At 69.6% G+C, this 13,373-nt stretch carries 18 protein-coding genes and 1 pseudogene; 1 reads left to right on the forward strand and 18 read right to left on the reverse strand.

The window, feature by feature from the left end; genetic code table 11:
• Positions 1-2 precede the first annotated feature (2 nt).
• The 14 genes from UK23_RS51430 to UK23_RS11475 all read right to left on the reverse strand — a co-directional run bounded on the left by UK23_RS51430 (position 3) and on the right by UK23_RS11475 (position 10,506).
• On the reverse strand, positions 3-611 hold the full coding sequence (locus UK23_RS51430) for a hypothetical protein (protein WP_156213034.1): 609 nt from the start codon (positions 609-611) through the stop codon (positions 3-5).
• A gap of 23 nt (positions 612-634) precedes the next feature.
• Positions 635-1,069: a minor capsid protein gene (locus UK23_RS11420; protein ID WP_045311414.1), complete on the reverse strand. Its 435-nt coding sequence runs from the start codon at positions 1,067-1,069 to the stop codon at positions 635-637.
• Positions 1,066-1,434, reverse strand: a complete 369-nt coding sequence (locus UK23_RS11425; protein WP_045311415.1) for a hypothetical protein — start codon at positions 1,432-1,434, stop codon at positions 1,066-1,068. Before UK23_RS11425 ends, UK23_RS11420 begins: the two co-directional genes overlap by 4 nt.
• Positions 1,435-1,451: 17 nt before the next feature.
• Entirely contained in the window at positions 1,452-1,775 is a 324-nt protein-coding gene (locus tag UK23_RS11430; RefSeq protein ID WP_052684574.1) for a hypothetical protein, read from the reverse strand.
• 24 nt (positions 1,776-1,799) lie between these two features.
• Positions 1,800-2,213: a hypothetical protein gene (locus UK23_RS11435; RefSeq protein ID WP_045311417.1), complete on the reverse strand. Its 414-nt coding sequence runs from the start codon at positions 2,211-2,213 to the stop codon at positions 1,800-1,802.
• 2 nt (positions 2,214-2,215) lie between these two features.
• Positions 2,216-2,491 (reverse strand): hypothetical protein, encoded by a 276-nt coding sequence (locus UK23_RS11440; RefSeq protein WP_045311418.1) that lies wholly within the window; start codon positions 2,489-2,491, stop codon positions 2,216-2,218.
• Positions 2,491-3,369: a P22 phage major capsid protein family protein gene (locus UK23_RS11445; protein ID WP_045311419.1), complete on the reverse strand. Its 879-nt coding sequence runs from the start codon at positions 3,367-3,369 to the stop codon at positions 2,491-2,493. Before UK23_RS11445 ends, UK23_RS11440 begins: the two co-directional genes overlap by 1 nt.
• Positions 3,370-3,371: 2 nt before the next feature.
• Positions 3,372-3,989, reverse strand: a complete 618-nt coding sequence (locus UK23_RS11450; RefSeq protein WP_052684575.1) for a hypothetical protein — start codon at positions 3,987-3,989, stop codon at positions 3,372-3,374.
• Positions 3,990-4,120: 131 nt separating this feature from the next.
• Entirely contained in the window at positions 4,121-4,312 is a 192-nt protein-coding gene (locus tag UK23_RS51435; protein WP_156213035.1) for a hypothetical protein, read from the reverse strand.
• Positions 4,309-6,249 carry a phage minor capsid protein gene (locus UK23_RS48530; protein WP_052684576.1) on the reverse strand — a complete coding sequence of 647 codons (1,941 nt, stop codon included), beginning with the start codon at positions 6,247-6,249 and terminating at the stop codon, positions 4,309-4,311. The genes UK23_RS51435 and UK23_RS48530 overlap by 4 nt, the downstream gene beginning before the upstream one ends.
• Positions 6,227-7,777 (reverse strand): phage portal protein, encoded by a 1,551-nt coding sequence (locus UK23_RS11460; RefSeq protein ID WP_045311434.1) that lies wholly within the window; start codon positions 7,775-7,777, stop codon positions 6,227-6,229. The genes UK23_RS48530 and UK23_RS11460 overlap by 23 nt, the downstream gene beginning before the upstream one ends.
• A gap of 22 nt (positions 7,778-7,799) precedes the next feature.
• Positions 7,800-9,056 carry a PBSX family phage terminase large subunit gene (locus UK23_RS11465; RefSeq protein ID WP_045311420.1) on the reverse strand — a complete coding sequence of 419 codons (1,257 nt, stop codon included), beginning with the start codon at positions 9,054-9,056 and terminating at the stop codon, positions 7,800-7,802.
• Complete coding sequence (locus UK23_RS11470; protein ID WP_045311421.1) at positions 9,049-9,546, reverse strand: helix-turn-helix domain-containing protein; 498 nt, start codon at positions 9,544-9,546, stop codon at positions 9,049-9,051. The genes UK23_RS11465 and UK23_RS11470 overlap by 8 nt, the downstream gene beginning before the upstream one ends.
• A gap of 114 nt (positions 9,547-9,660) precedes the next feature.
• Positions 9,661-10,506 (reverse strand): hypothetical protein, encoded by an 846-nt coding sequence (locus tag UK23_RS11475; RefSeq protein WP_063778061.1) that lies wholly within the window; start codon positions 10,504-10,506, stop codon positions 9,661-9,663.
• 1,103 nt (positions 10,507-11,609) lie between these two features.
• Here UK23_RS11475 and UK23_RS11480 point away from each other — a divergent pair.
• Positions 11,610-11,807, forward strand: a complete 198-nt coding sequence (locus UK23_RS11480; RefSeq protein WP_045311423.1) for a hypothetical protein — start codon at positions 11,610-11,612, stop codon at positions 11,805-11,807.
• Between the two features lie 58 nt (positions 11,808-11,865).
• On the opposite strand, the gene UK23_RS48535 is transcribed toward UK23_RS11480, so the two are convergent.
• The 4 genes and pseudogenes from UK23_RS48535 to UK23_RS53670 all read right to left on the reverse strand — a co-directional run.
• On the reverse strand, positions 11,866-12,375 hold the full coding sequence (locus UK23_RS48535; protein ID WP_082114579.1) for a WhiB family transcriptional regulator: 510 nt from the start codon (positions 12,373-12,375) through the stop codon (positions 11,866-11,868).
• On the reverse strand, positions 12,356-12,553 hold the full coding sequence (locus UK23_RS11490) for a hypothetical protein (RefSeq protein ID WP_156213036.1): 198 nt from the start codon (positions 12,551-12,553) through the stop codon (positions 12,356-12,358). Before UK23_RS11490 ends, UK23_RS48535 begins: the two co-directional genes overlap by 20 nt.
• On the reverse strand, positions 12,553-12,762 hold the full coding sequence (locus tag UK23_RS53665; RefSeq protein ID WP_082114580.1) for a hypothetical protein: 210 nt from the start codon (positions 12,760-12,762) through the stop codon (positions 12,553-12,555). Before UK23_RS53665 ends, UK23_RS11490 begins: the two co-directional genes overlap by 1 nt.
• Positions 12,763-13,206: 444 nt before the next feature.
• Positions 13,207-13,317: pseudogene (locus UK23_RS53670) on the reverse strand (hypothetical protein); the annotation flags it as partial.
• Positions 13,318-13,373 lie beyond the last annotated feature (56 nt).

Here is a 13,373-nt window from a genome sequence, read left to right on the forward strand (position 1 = left end):
GACTACCTCCTGAACATCTGAGACCAAATCGTTTCGTCTTTGCTTCCGAGTTCTTCGCGCATGATTGCTATCGCCGCTTCGCGGTTGTCTCGAATATTTTCGGCAAACCGTCGCAGCTCGGCAGGGCTTACTAGTCGACCTTCTTCGCCAATGTAGTAGACGACTGAATTTTCCGATGGCGGAGAGAATATGCGTGCGCGAAGTTCCGAAGAGGCAATGAGGGTGACTTTCTGAGCTGTAGCACGAAAACGCTCGGTAGCTCCGCTAAGGCGGGCCTGAAAGTCATGTGCCGAGTAGTAGGCTTCGCCCCCGTCAACTACGTATCGGAAGCTGTCCGTCTCAAGCGCTGCGTATTCGCACTCCTTGAATGCGCCGAGCAGTTCGCTGTAAATCTCAATTTTGCGGTCGCGCCAATCGAGCATGTTGCGATGCTCCCGCTCTGTATCGTTCTTCTCTTGCTCGCGTTGCCACCGCAAATCCTCACGTTCTTGCTCGCGTTTCCATCGGCGGTCTTCGCGCCATGCGTTAATCAGTTGGCCGCATATAACTCCTGCCAGTCCGATTACGCCAACGACTAGCGGTACCCATATAGAGACCTGGCCTGCACCCATGTGCGCAAATGTATCGGCAGGCGTCACGAACGGTGCGCGCCTGGCCGATGCGCTGTGAGCTGGTAGGTATCGGCGTGCTCGTAGCGGCCGGACTGGTCGCGGCTCATCGGCACCGACGAGGTGCGCATCACGAGGTGGACAAAGACGCCGCCGAGGTCGAGGTGCGTCGCGCCGTGCAGCAGGTCGAACACGTCGTCGAGGCGGTCGAAGACCTCGCGCGGGTCGGGTCCGTCGCTGCGGGTGCGGACTTGCAGGCCGAGCACGCTGTCGGCCTGGTCGACGTCGTCGAACAGCGGATACAGGGAGAGCACCAGGACGCGCGCCGGTGCGGCGGGCACGGTGCCGATGACGATGCCGACCTCGGATTCGAGGTAGTTGCCGGCCCGGCGATAGATCCCGATGCCCTCGGCGGCGAGGTGCTCGGCGAGGCCGTGCGCGAGGGTGCGCGTCCAGCTCATGTGCCGAGCGCCTTGCGTACCTGCGCCTGCACCAGGCGGGCGACGAGATCGGCCTCGGACGCGAGCGCGCGTTCGAGGTACTTCGGCCCGCCGGTGCGGTGGTGGTAGTCGAGTTCCTCGTGCTGCCGTGCGGCATACGGGGTGTCGTAGGAAACGGCCGCGGTGAGCGCGTCGGGGTCGTGGCTCGCGGTCGCCGAGTTCCGCAGGGCCGCCGTGTCCAGCGGTGCCAGGTTCACCGACACGCCGCGCACGTGCTCGGCGCCGAGCGCCAAGCCGCGCGCGGCGCCTTGGCGTGCCTGCTCGGTGACGGCCGCGCCGTTCCACTCGACGCGGACGCCACCGTTCCCGCTGATCTCGACCGCCATGCCGCACCCCCAATCGGTCAGGTGAGAGCGATCTCGGTGTGTGACCAGCTCGACGGGTGGGCGAACAGGCTCGCGGTGATCACGCGCCCGGTGCGTTCGAGCGGAGTTCCTTGCCAGACGGTCACTTTCGAGCCGACCGGGATGCGCACGCCCGGTCGCGTGCGCACGGTGGACTCGCTCACGAGTTCCTCGCCGGACTGGTTGCGGACCAGGCGGCGCCGGTCCTCGACGAACACCTCGCGGACGACGACCGGGTTGCCCCACACGTCGCCGTAGGCGCCGGTGCCGAGGTAGGGGTGAACGGTGACGGTGTGCGGGAGCAGCACGGCGGGAATCTGCACGGCTTCACCCCGCAACCTGTTGTGTCACTGCGGTTTTCCGTAACCGGTTGCCCACCGGTCTGGGGCGATCGGGAACTGCGAGAGCAGCCCGGCCGTGGTGAGGATGCGCACCGCGTTCGGTGCGATGTCCGACGGCACACCAGGGTCAGCACGCTTGAGCCGAACCGTGCCGATCTGCGACTCGCTGTACTGCCCGGCGGCGCCGACCGGGTCGCCGGTCTCGTGCCACCACTCGACCACCGCGCACGTCGCGCGGCGCAGCGCGTCGCGTTCCTCGGCGCCGGTCGGGTAGCCCTGCGCGTCGACCGCGTACACGGCGGCGAGCAGGTGCGAGTCGACCAGCTCCGAGGCACGGGCGAGGCGTCGCGGCGAGTCCTCGGTGACCACGTGGGCGCCCGCGTAGTCGCGCAGCTCGTCCACAGTGGCGTACACCCGCACGGCTACGCCTCGGGTTCGGCGTCGGGGTCGTCGAGCAGCCGGGCGAGGTCGTCGCGCGAGAGGCTCTCGGCGTCCTCGCGGGTGTAGCCGCGCGTCAGGGCGTAGGCGACCCATTCGGACTTGCGGGCGCTGCGGGCCGGCTTCACCGGGGGCAGGGTGCCCTCGACGGACTCGACGGGCTCCCACACCTGCGGGAGCCCGTCGAGTCGGTCGGCCATCCACGAGCCCGGTTCGGGCACGTGCACCTCGCCGGTGCGGCGGTTCCGGTAGGAGAGCATCAGGCGCCCGCCTTGCGCTTGATCAGAACGGCGCGCTTGGGGTCCAGCGTCTTGACGCCCATGAGCGCGTCAATGCTGACGACGTCCTGCTTCTTGCTCATGTCGTAGCCGTAGATCACCCGCAGGCCAAGACCCTTGTAGTTCACGACGGAGCCCTGCCCGGCACCGATGCCTCGCGGCAGCGCCATCGTGCGGGTTGCCAGGGCGAACGCCTCGCGCCGGAAAGCGACGCTGACGTCGTCCTTGATGTTCTGGCTCATGTAGTTGTCGAAACCACGCTTGCGGCCGATCGAGGCCTCGCGCAGCGCGGTCCCGTCGTCGCCGACCTGCTGCGCCTGAACAAACAGCGGGTCCTTTTGGAACAGTGCCGTCAGCGTCGGGCTTTCGACCGCACGTCGCTCAGCGGTCGGCACGTTCGCGCTGTTGAGGATCAGCCCGGCGTCCACCAGCACATCCGACGGGTTCGGTGCCGTCGCGTTGTACTCGACGGTCTGCGTGATGTCGGCGCGCAGACCGAGCACGAGCCGGTCGGCGTACTGCGCAATGGCCTCCATCGCAGGCTGTAGGAACTGCTCGCGGAAATCGGTAATGCGCATCGTCCAGTCCTCGGACGTGACCGCGAACGACACGTCGGGGACCTTGTCGAGCGTGAGCGTGGTCGAGCCCTCACGGGCCTCCTGCAACTGGATTCCGGTCTGCCGGTTGAACTCGTTGACCTGGAAGACAGCGGGCTTGCGGATCGTGATCGTGTCACCGCTGTTGCCCGTGAAGTCGCCTTCGTAGTCGCGGTGCACGAGCCCGGCCATGACGGTCTGTTCGTACAGGGTCGCGATCGCTTCGCGGGCGATCACGTCCACGGTGAGAAGCTGGTTGGGCAAGGTCAGTTACCCCTCTTCCGGGTGCGCTTGATGTAGTCCTCGACTGAGAGCGAGCCGAGGTCGTCGGATGTGGTCGGCGAGCCGCCGGTGATCTCTCCGCCGCTGCGCTGCGGCGCGGCGGAAGTCGTTGCGAGCCTTGGGTTTGCCTTCACCGCGTCGGCGATGGCGGCGGCGACCTGCTCACCGAACTTCGCGTCGGCGGGGTCGAGGTCGGCGACGCGGCGCCGGAACGCGGTCGAGTCGAGCAGCGCGTCGGGGTCGGCGTTCGCGGCGGGCGCGGCCCTGAACACGGCCAGGTCGACCGCGCGCTCGCGCGCCTCGGTCTGCGCGGCGGTGAGCTGGTCGGTGACCTGCTCGACGGTCGGCGGGGTGCCCTCGGTGCCGATGCCGAGCGCAGCAGCGATCTTGTCGACGACGCTCTGCTGCCCCTCGGCCTTGCTACGCCACTCGGCCAGCTCGGCACGCAGCGCATCGACGTCCGGCGCGTTCTGCTCCGGCGGCGTGGTCGCTGCGCCGGTGCCCTCGTCGCCAGGCGGCGGGGCGGTCGGGTCGCCGGTGGACTCCGGCGACGTCTCGGTCGGGGCACCCTCGCCGGTCTCGGCGGAGACGGGTGCGGACATGGGCAGACCTCCTAGGCCAGCAGTGGGGGAAGGGGAGACAGCGCGCCGAGCCGAGCGGCGGGCGCACCACAAGATGTGGTTAATACCCAGGGGTATTGACCACATCTTGTGGTGAGAAAGCGGACGCGCGGCTAGGTCGCGTAGTCGACGGGCAACGCGGCGGTGACTCGGCGGAACCCGGCCCGCCACGCGATAGCGAGCGATCGAGCGGGAGCTCGAGTTGCCCCATCAGCGGTCCGGTACGGGTTCGAGGCTGGTCGCCGTTGCTCGGCGGCGCGCTGTCCGGCGTCGTAGGCGGCGAGGACATCGGCGGTGTGGGTCACTGCAACCAGTCCTCTCCGCCGGTGCGGCGCCCGGCGTCGCGGGCGATGGCGGCGTTGCCGAGCAGCCATGCGGCGTACTCGTCGAAGGACATGCGGCCGTGGTCGTCCCACCAGCCGAGCAGCTCGTCGGATGCCCACTTGCGCGCCCGGCGAACGGGGCCGGTGAACAGCTCGCGCGGGTCGATGCCTGCGGCCTCGCCCGCGTTGTTGAGCAGGTAGCCGTTGGTGTCGGCCTCGGCCTGCCAGAACTGTTCGGCGACGTAGTCGCGATACGAGGCACGGGCCAACTCGTCGAACCCGCGTCCGGTGTAGCCGTCGGCGCGTAGTCGCCGGATGGCGTCTTCACGGTGCAGCTTCTCGACCGTGGTGCCGGTGACCTGCGCCCACGCGTCCTCGTCGTCTATGCCGTCGGCGATAAGGCGTTCGTACTCGGCGAGCTGCTCGGCGCGGCGTTGCTCGCGCTGCTGTTCGCGTCGTTGCCGGTCGCGTTCGCGGCGGGCCTCGGCGGCGTCGGCCTCGGCCTGTCGGCGGTCCATCTCGGCGAGCACCGCGTCGACCGCGTCCTCGTCGTCGGCGACCTCGGCGAGTCGGGCGTCGAGGTCGTCGTCGGTGAGCGCGGCCAGCTCGGCGGCGAGCTGCTCGCGCGCCTGCTGCTCGGCCTGCTCGGCGGCGAGGCGTTCCTGCTCGCGTCGCCGTGCCTGCTCGGCCGCGACGGCGTCGAGCCGTGACTGCTCGACGGTGCCCTCGACGACGTGCTCGTCAACGGCCTTGCGGCGGGCGAGGGCTTTGCCCGCGTTGCCGTGCCCGAGGTTGGTCTGCTCGCGGTAGCGCTTGCGGTTCAACCCGGTGGCGTCGACGTGCTCGCGGATCTCGGCTTGCAGCTCGCGGATACGGGCCTGTGCCTTGCGCGCGTCGGTGTCGTCGAGCGCGCCGGACTTCTTGCGCTTCTCGCGCCGTACCTTGCGTTCCAGCTCGCGCAGGTGCTCGCGTTCGTCCTCGGCGGCCTGGTCGTGCTTGGCCGGTGCGGCGAGCCGGGTCACGCCGGGGATGTACGGGAGCAGCGTGTGCCGACAGTTGGGGTGGAACAGCCCGGCGGCGCGGGCCTGCTCCACGGTGGCGGCGACCTCGACCTCGATCGGCTCGCCGGTGAGTTCGTTCTCGACGGTCCGCCGGCCCGCACCGCCGGCCCTGGCAAGGATTTTTCCTTGCCACACAGAGCACAGCTCGCACCCGTCGGTGGTGTTGGAGACGGTGACCAGCTCGACGCCGAGCTGCTCCATGCGCGCGAGGTGCCCGTCGTTCCACGCCCGTGCGGTCGCCGTCCGCACGGCCATCTCGGTGTAGCTCGCCAGGTTCCATGCCCGGCCGGACCGGTCAACGAACCCGGTCACGCCTTGGGAGACCAGGCGGTCCCAGGCGGAGCGTTGCGCCGAGCGGGTCGTCGCCATGCCGAGCAACTGCAACGGCGCTGCTGCGGCTACCGCGACTTGGTAGGCGTCCTGCGCCCACCGCAGCACCCGCAGATACAAGGCGTCGAGGCGCGACGTCAGGTCGGCCGCTAGCAGCGCGGCGGCGTCCATGCCAGGGATGACGTCGCGCAGTGCGGCGAGCTGGGAGCGGTCGAGTGCCCCGGCGTCGGCGAGCTGCGCGAGGCCTGCGGCGGCGCCCGCGCGCCAGGCGGCGAGCACCGCCTCGGCGGCGGCCGTCCCGGTCTCGGCGCGTAGCTGGGTGAGCATCCGCTCGACGGCGAGCCGGACCTCGCGCACCGCAGAGGCCTTCTGCGCGGCCCACTCCGGTACGTCGTTGCCGATGCGGGCGCGGCGGGCGATGTCGGCGAGCAGCCGCGCCTCGGCCTCGGTGAACACGGCGAGGATGTCGCGGGCGAGCTGCTCGACGACGTCGCGCGGGTCGGCGTCAGGCGACGGTTCCCAGGCCATCGGCGCCCCCGTCCTGCGGACCGCGCCAGGTAGCGGGGTCGGGAACGTTGCGGCCGGTCTCGGTGAAGATCCGGGCGACCTCGGCGTCGACCTGGTCGTCGTCCCAGTCGGGGTGCACGATCCGCACCCGCACGTCGGTCGACGCGGCCTCGGCGGCGAGCAACGCCTGCGCGGTGCGCGCCAGGTCGCCGACGTCGGCCTGCGCCTGGTCGCCGAAGCTCACGACCGGGTCCTCGTCGAGCGCTACGCCGGGCGTGCCGAACACGTGCCTGTCGACGTCGAGCAAGGCCGCGGTGATCGGTGCGAGCGCGGCTGACCAGTAACGCGACTTCTTGTCGCGGGTGGTCTCCGACAGCTCTCGCCGGTCGACGACCTCGGTCGCGGTGACACCGGTCGCGCGGCCGTTCGTCTCGCCGAAGCTGGACGGCGAGTACCCGGCGGCCCGCAAGATGTCGTGCGTGATCTGCTCGGCCGTGGCCTTGTGCTCGGCGACCCTGATCTCGAACTGCGTCGCTGTGATCGGCTTGGACTCGCTGCGGCCGGTGAGCATGTTCAGCTCGGTGAACACCTCTTGGTCGTCGTCGAACATCGCGCCCTGACCGGGGCCGAGCGGTTGCAGGAACCCAGCGGGCACGATCAGCCGCGCGCGGGCGAGCCGGACGTCGCGGACCCATGACGAGTACACCTCGTCGAGTACGTCGAGCAGCGGCTCGACGCCGTCGAAATCGCTGCGCCCCAACGGACGCAGCGCGGGCACCGACCGCCACTCACGTGACGGCCGGATGTTCGGGCAGTACGTCGCGGTCAGCCGACGGGTACCGGTCTCGATCGCCCCGTCGGCGTCGACCAGCTCGGCGGCCCACGCCGTCGACGGGTGCTCGGTGAGCGGGACGGCGCGACCGAGCTCATCCTCCGTGCCCAGGTGCAGCGCGTGCACGATGCGGCCCGCTTCGTGCCGTTCGAGGTGCCGGAGCACCTCGGCGCCGTCGGACTGCGCGACGGTCTGCCAGAAGGTGACGGCGTGCAGCGTCTTCCAACGCCACTCGGGTACGGCGGCGTCGGCGTCGACCGCGTCGAGCATCGGGTGCGGGCGAACGTCGCCGTCCCACACCACCCGCATGTACGCGCCGCCGAGGGCGGCGGCGACTTCGGCCGCTTCCAACAGTGCGCTGTGCGTCTGCGGGGTGTTGATGATCCGGTCGAGCCGCACCTGCGCGCTGGAGTTCTCGACGCGCACGCGCGGCGGTTCGGCGAACAGCAGGTCGGACGACATGGTTGCCAGGTCCGACGCGAGCGGGATGTGCACGCGGGTCCGCTGCTGTCCACGCGGCGAAACCGGGCGCCCCCAAAAGAAACGGCTCACCGCACCGACCAAGCCACCCCGGTACTGCGACGGGCGCGAGTGGATCACCGGGCCGTTGCCGTAGTGCGCGGCGAGGTCCTCGGCCTTGCCCACGTACCAGGCGTTCCACTCGCGCATCTTGCTCGCTGCAATGTCGAACGGCTTCGGGGGCCACTGGTCGCGCATCGGCGTGACCTCCTGTCCTCGGTCACGCGGCGAGCGCAAGCGTTGCACGCCAAAGGTTTTCCGTTGTGGTAATGGCGTAGCGACCGGCGTCGAGCGAGTGGTCGGCGACCTTGATCGGGCGGTCTTCACCCTTGGTGGTCGCCTTGTCGTCCCAGGCGTAGCCGGGCGCCTCGGCGACGAACCCGGCGCATCGGTCGGCGACCCGCAGCCGCTTCTCGGCGAGCAGGCTCGACACGACGCGGATGCCGTATGCGACGTCGTTGTCGGCGGCGGCCGTGGTGACGCCGTCGTTGTGGAGCTGCACCCGCAGCGACGCAGCCGACGGATCGGCGACGATCCACTGCGGACGCAGTGCACTCGGGCGCGGCAGGTGCGGGAGCGTGAGCCAGTCGCGCAGCCCGGCGGACAGCTGCGCGTCGGTGAGGCGTGTGCGCGCGTGCGCCGGGTCGTGGCGCCACTCGTCGACCAGGTACAGCCGATCGTCGACGCCCTCGCCGAGCAAGATCGCCGACGTCGGGTTCGTGGTGCCGTAGTCGATCCCGACGGCGAGCAGCCGCGCCATGTCGGGCAGCTCGGCCCACGGCACGACGTGCTCGGCGGGCGACCACATGTCGAACACAGCGCCTTCGGCCGCGACCCATTCGCCCTTGACGAACCGTCGGAACCACAGGCCCGTGTACTCGCGGCGGATCGAGTCCTTGTAGGACTCGGTCAGCGCTGGGTTGTCGTCGAGCGTGAACGCGAACGATCGCCAGTCGGGCAGCGCGTCGAGCCGGTCGAGGTAGCGGCGCCGCACCCAGTGGGCCGGCGAGTCGGGATTCGTCGTAGCGAATAGCTGCGCGCCGGGGACGCTCATCCGGCCGAGCAACTGCACGAAAAACTCTTCTGCGATAACGGTTAGCTCGTCGACGTAGGCACCGCAGCACGTCAGACCGCGCAGCACCTTCTCGGCTTTCGAGTCGCTCGCGCCGAGCACGTACACGACGCGGTCAAGGATGCGCGCGGTAGGCGCACCCGGCGTGTAGTGCACGAGATCGGCGATCGGCCCGAACAGCGACGGGTCTTGCAGCGGCGCGAACACGTTGCGCGCCACCGAGTCCCGCGTGCGGCCGACGACCACCAGCTGACCACCACGAGGCGCGTTCGCGACGTAGATCAACCAGCGAAGCAGGCTCGCGATGGTCTTGCCGCTGCGGATGGCCCCGGACCAGATCGACACGCGCGTCGTCGACTCGCGCAGCGATTCGAGCTGCCTCGCCGACAGCGGAAGATCATTCATCGACAACCGTGGTGGTGGCGATGCCGAGCGCGACGGCGAGCCCGGTCAACATGGACTTGGCGCCCTCACTGCCCTTCTCGGCGTCGATCGCTTCGAGCCGTGCGGCAGCGGCGAGGTGCGTCGACAGCGCGCTCGCGAGTGACTTCTCGTCCTGCGCGGGCACGTGGTCGAGCGTCTTGGTTTCGATGCCGTGCACCGTCGTGGCGGTGAACTTGTAGCCGGACGACTCCAAGCGGGCGAGCACCTGCTCGGCGCGGCCGTAGAGCCTGCTGGTGATCTCCGTGCGGCGGGCGCGGTTGTCGATCTGCCGGGCCTGCGTCGCGGCGGCCGTCTTGCTGCGGTCGAACGACAGGCCCAGCTCGCGGGCGATCACGGTCACCGTTGATGCCGAGCGCCCGGTTACGCGGGCGATGTCGTTGCGGCTCTTGCCCTCGGCGTGCAACTCGCGCACGCGGTCGCGGTCGGCATCGGTGACCGGGTTGTGCGGCAAGGGAAATCACCTCGCCTGCGTCCAGACATGTGACGGCCCCGAGACCGGGGGAGGTGGGTCTCGGGGCCGTCTTGCCGGGGGATGGGCACAGTTCACCCGCTGCGGTTTCGCAGTTTAGGCACACGGGGCCTCAGCGCGGGTGACACGCGAACGCACCGGGGTGGCGAGCGCGACGTCGATCACCTCACCGACCAGGTACCGGGTTCGGCCCTGCGCGTCCGGCGCACGTCGGGTGAGCTTGCCGGTGCGTGCCCACGTGCGCAGCGAGTTCGCCGACAGGTCACGGCCGAGCAGCCTCGGCAACGCGCGGGCGATCTCGGCGGCCGTGCCGAGGTGCTCGCGCGCGGCATCGAGCAGCGCGGCCCGCAGCGCTTCGACCTCGTGCCGGGTCTCGCACTCGCGGCACCGGACCGTCTCCCGGTCGGGTCGGGCGTAGAGATCGGCATCGCAGTCCGGGCACGGTCCGCAGTACAGCCGGGCCGGAGGCAGATCGACCGCCCGGCGTGTCCGCTCGACGGCGTCGGTGATCTCGTCAACCAGCTCGCCGCCCGCCGGGTGGTACTCGATCCACGACGGGTGGCGCCGCAGCCACGCGGCGAGTTCGGCGAGCGTGTCGTCGAGGTCCAGCGGGTCCAGCTCGGCGACCTCGACATTGGCCGCGGTGCGGGTCACGCGGCGCGGCCCGTGCGTCTCCCACAGCTCACGCACCCAGGTCGAGAGCACCGACCGCAGGTCGCGGCCGACCTCGGCGGCACCGTCGTTGTAGGGCAGCCCTACCTCGGCGGTACGGGAACCAACAGGCATCCCTACGCGCGCTTGGCGGGCGATCGTCGTGTCGAGTTCCTCGGCGAGGTCGGCCACGTCGGCGAGGTCGCCGTCGAGCCTGCCGAGGCACACCCCGCACACGTACACGTCGAGGTCGGTCGGGTTGCTGCACCGGGGCGATGAACAAGGGATCACGAAGCCACCGTGTGCCCGAGATGTCACCGGCGGCGGGCACGTCCCAGGCCACGCGGTAACTCTGGGAAGCGATTTCGGGCCACGGGTTCTAGACATAACCGCAGTTATGTCTATTTCTCGCCCGCCCGCCGTAGTCGGGATTCGGTGGCTATCGACGTGGCAAGTTGCAAGGACGGCCCTTGATCGCCTTTAATGACACTCGTCGAACCTGCTGCCCCATTCCTTCCAAGTCGGGGGACCGTCGTTTCCGGCACGTGCACCCGACTGTCGGGCTGCCGTAGGCGGAAGCGGGGAAGGGGCAACGATGGTTCGACGTAGAGGGGTACCGCCTGACGAGGTGCGCGCGCGAGTCGCCGGCCTGTTGGAGTGGGTCGCTCTCGGGGTCGACGCGGTCGGTATGGCCGCTGACCTCTGGGAACTGAGCGGCCTCGCAACAGGTACGAGGCCGCTCGCCGGGACACTTCGCATTGCTGCTCGCAGGCTGCGCGGCGGTAGGTAGCCCCTTGGCGGCGGCCTGCCGGTGACGTGTGGTCTGAACACACGTGGCGGGCCGTCGCCTTCTGCACGCGACGTGCTGGTCGCACCATCGCACTACCACACTATGACACTCTGCGTGCGCGAACAACTTCGGACTTTTTTTCGGACGCAAAAACGGACGGCAAAAACGGGCGTTTTTGTATGTGCCTGCGATCATCTGCAAGTTCGGCTAGCTGCGCTTATCTCGCCGGATAAGGGTGAACCGGTTGTTGAACTGACGGGTGGATCTACTGCCGCGACTCCGTGTTCAGTTGCGGACGGACAAACGGACGGACAAACGGACGGACAAACGGACGGACAGACAGACCGTCAGGCAGACCGTCAGGCAGACCAACAGACTGATTCACGCTTCTGACCTGGTGTTATACGGGTGCTTCCGTGGCTGCGTGCGCTGCTCGTCCTCGCGCGCGTACCGTTGAGGGTGCACGCGCAGTACGGGACCGTGCCCGAGTCCTAGCGTCGCAGGAACCCGTGAACCCTGGAGCCACTCCAGTCCCAGCACTACGAAGCCGGATCGGCAGGCGAGGCGTAGGCGGCGGGACACTTCCATCCCTTCGGGAGTGTCCATGTTGTTGTCGCTGCTGGTCGCCTGCGTTGTCTTCGCGATTGTGGTGAGTGGCTGTGCTGCGCGCGTCGCTCTGTCCAATGCGGACAAGCAACGCCGAGCAGACGGCGTGAAGGTCCTCAAACTGGTGTGGGGTACTACGGGGATCGCTGGCCTGATCGTCGTTGCCGTGAAGCTGCACGAAAGCGGCGTGATCTAGCCGGATGCGGTGCGGTGCCGTCCGCAGCCTGTCGCGGGTGGCACCGCACCGGTACAGCTCACGCCGCCGAGGCGAGCAACTCGCCGGGCTCGGCCTCGCGAGGCCTCGGCACACCCGGCAGTGGGAGCAGGAGCTGCCCGGCGCCCGCCCACACGCGACCGATACGCACCGGCTCGGCGAGCACGATCGGCGACCACGGCTCGACCCGCACTCGCCGATGGGCTCGGCGGGCGCGCTCGTAGTCGGTGTGCGCCTTGCGGCACAGGTCGCAACGGCACCTGTGCTTGGCGTAGCGGGGGTTCGTGCCGTGCGCAGGCAGCACCGCGGGCAACTCGTGCCCGTCGCGCTCGGCGAGCCGCAGGCGTTCCTCGGCGTCGAGCCCACCCCATAGCCCCCACGCCTCGCCGGTAGCGAGCGCGGCGGCGAGGCACTGCTCGCGCACCCGGCACCCGGCACACAATGCGCGACACTCGGCGTCCTCGGCGGGCGACTTCGGCTCGATGAAGTCGACGTCAACGCGGCCCTTGCACGCCGCTCGGGTCTGCCACTCAGGTAGTCGGGGCAGCATCGAGCAGCCTCCGGACGGTGTCGAGCGCGTCGTCGAGCGCTTGTGTGATTGGGGAGTAGGCGACCAGCCGGGCGAGCGCGACCTCGGCGTCGTGCCGGTCGCGGGCCTGGTGGTGAGTAAGGGCGCGGTCGAGGGTCTCGGCCACGCCGGTGAGCGCGTCGCGGGTCTCGTCGGTCATCACGCGGCCTCGCCTGCCGGCTCGGCGAGCGCGGCCAACAGCCACGGCAGTGCGGCCGAAACCTGTTGCGGCACAACGCCGTTACCGAGAATCCGCAGCGCGGCACTGCGCGAGATGCCGGGTACGTTGGTCACACAGCCCGGTTCGACGCCCTGCATCCACTCGACGAACGCCGGGTTCAGGACCCGATCGGCTCGTCGTCCGTCCACAGTGGGTGCAGGGGCGGCTCGTCCGAGGCGGCGTTCCCACCTGGTGATGGCGGGTGCGTAGCCGCCGAAATCCACGCGGCCGGAACCTGGTCCCAGCTCGTGAACTCGTGCGGCAGCGTCCCGGCGGCCAGTTCGAGAGCCTGTTCGAGGCTCACCCCCGAGGCGCCGCCCTGCTCGGCCGGACGCTGCGCCCACCTGATGCCGGTGCGCTTGGTCGCCGTGCGAGGCGTCGGCAGAAGTGCCGTCGGCTCGACGAACTCGCGGGCGATCGTCTCCAGCGACGGGCGCACCGCCGCGCCGGGCGTCGGAGACTGGTTGGTGCCGTAGGGCGTGGCGCTCGCGGTCGGCAAGAGCTGCACCATCGTGCGCAGGTTCGGGCTCCCGTCGCCGTGGTGGCCCGGCCCGAAGCGATCCGACGAGGTCGGAGTCGGCAGCAACGACGAAGACCCGGAAGCGTTCGTGAGGGGCGCCCACGTCGGCAGCGCGTAGGCCACACCACGCCGCGTCGTACCCGAGGTCGGCCAGGTCCGCGAGAACAACGCCGAGTGCCCGCATAGCTGGGCCTGCGTCGTCTCCCAGACACCACGGGCAGGGTTCCACCTGGCTATGGG

Origin of the sequence: Lentzea aerocolonigenes, from assembly GCF_000955955.1 — a bacterium.
Lineage (GTDB): Bacteria > Actinomycetota > Actinomycetes > Mycobacteriales > Pseudonocardiaceae > Lentzea > Lentzea aerocolonigenes_A.

What these genes read in the sequence shown, in the direction of transcription:
- UK23_RS51430 (WP_156213034.1), bottom strand. Translation starts at nt 611, where the DNA reads ATGGGTGCAGGCCAGGTCTCTATATGGGTACCGCTAGTCGTTGGCGTA.
- UK23_RS11420 (WP_045311414.1), bottom strand. Translation starts at nt 1,069, where the DNA reads ATGAGCTGGACGCGCACCCTCGCGCACGGCCTCGCCGAGCACCTCGCC.
- UK23_RS11425 (WP_045311415.1), bottom strand. Translation starts at nt 1,434, where the DNA reads ATGGCGGTCGAGATCAGCGGGAACGGTGGCGTCCGCGTCGAGTGGAAC.
- UK23_RS11440 (WP_045311418.1), bottom strand. Translation starts at nt 2,491, where the DNA reads ATGCTCTCCTACCGGAACCGCCGCACCGGCGAGGTGCACGTGCCCGAA.
- UK23_RS11450 (WP_052684575.1), bottom strand. Translation starts at nt 3,989, where the DNA reads ATGTCCGCACCCGTCTCCGCCGAGACCGGCGAGGGTGCCCCGACCGAG.
- UK23_RS48530 (WP_052684576.1), bottom strand. Translation starts at nt 6,249, where the DNA reads ATGGCCTGGGAACCGTCGCCTGACGCCGACCCGCGCGACGTCGTCGAG.
- UK23_RS11460 (WP_045311434.1), bottom strand. Translation starts at nt 7,777, where the DNA reads ATGCGCGACCAGTGGCCCCCGAAGCCGTTCGACATTGCAGCGAGCAAG.
- UK23_RS11465 (WP_045311420.1), bottom strand. Translation starts at nt 9,056, where the DNA reads ATGAATGATCTTCCGCTGTCGGCGAGGCAGCTCGAATCGCTGCGCGAG.
- UK23_RS11480 (WP_045311423.1), top strand. Translation starts at nt 11,610, where the DNA reads ATGTTGTTGTCGCTGCTGGTCGCCTGCGTTGTCTTCGCGATTGTGGTG.
- UK23_RS48535 (WP_082114579.1), bottom strand. Translation starts at nt 12,375, where the DNA reads ATGCTGCCCCGACTACCTGAGTGGCAGACCCGAGCGGCGTGCAAGGGC.
- UK23_RS11490 (WP_156213036.1), bottom strand. Translation starts at nt 12,553, where the DNA reads ATGACCGACGAGACCCGCGACGCGCTCACCGGCGTGGCCGAGACCCTC.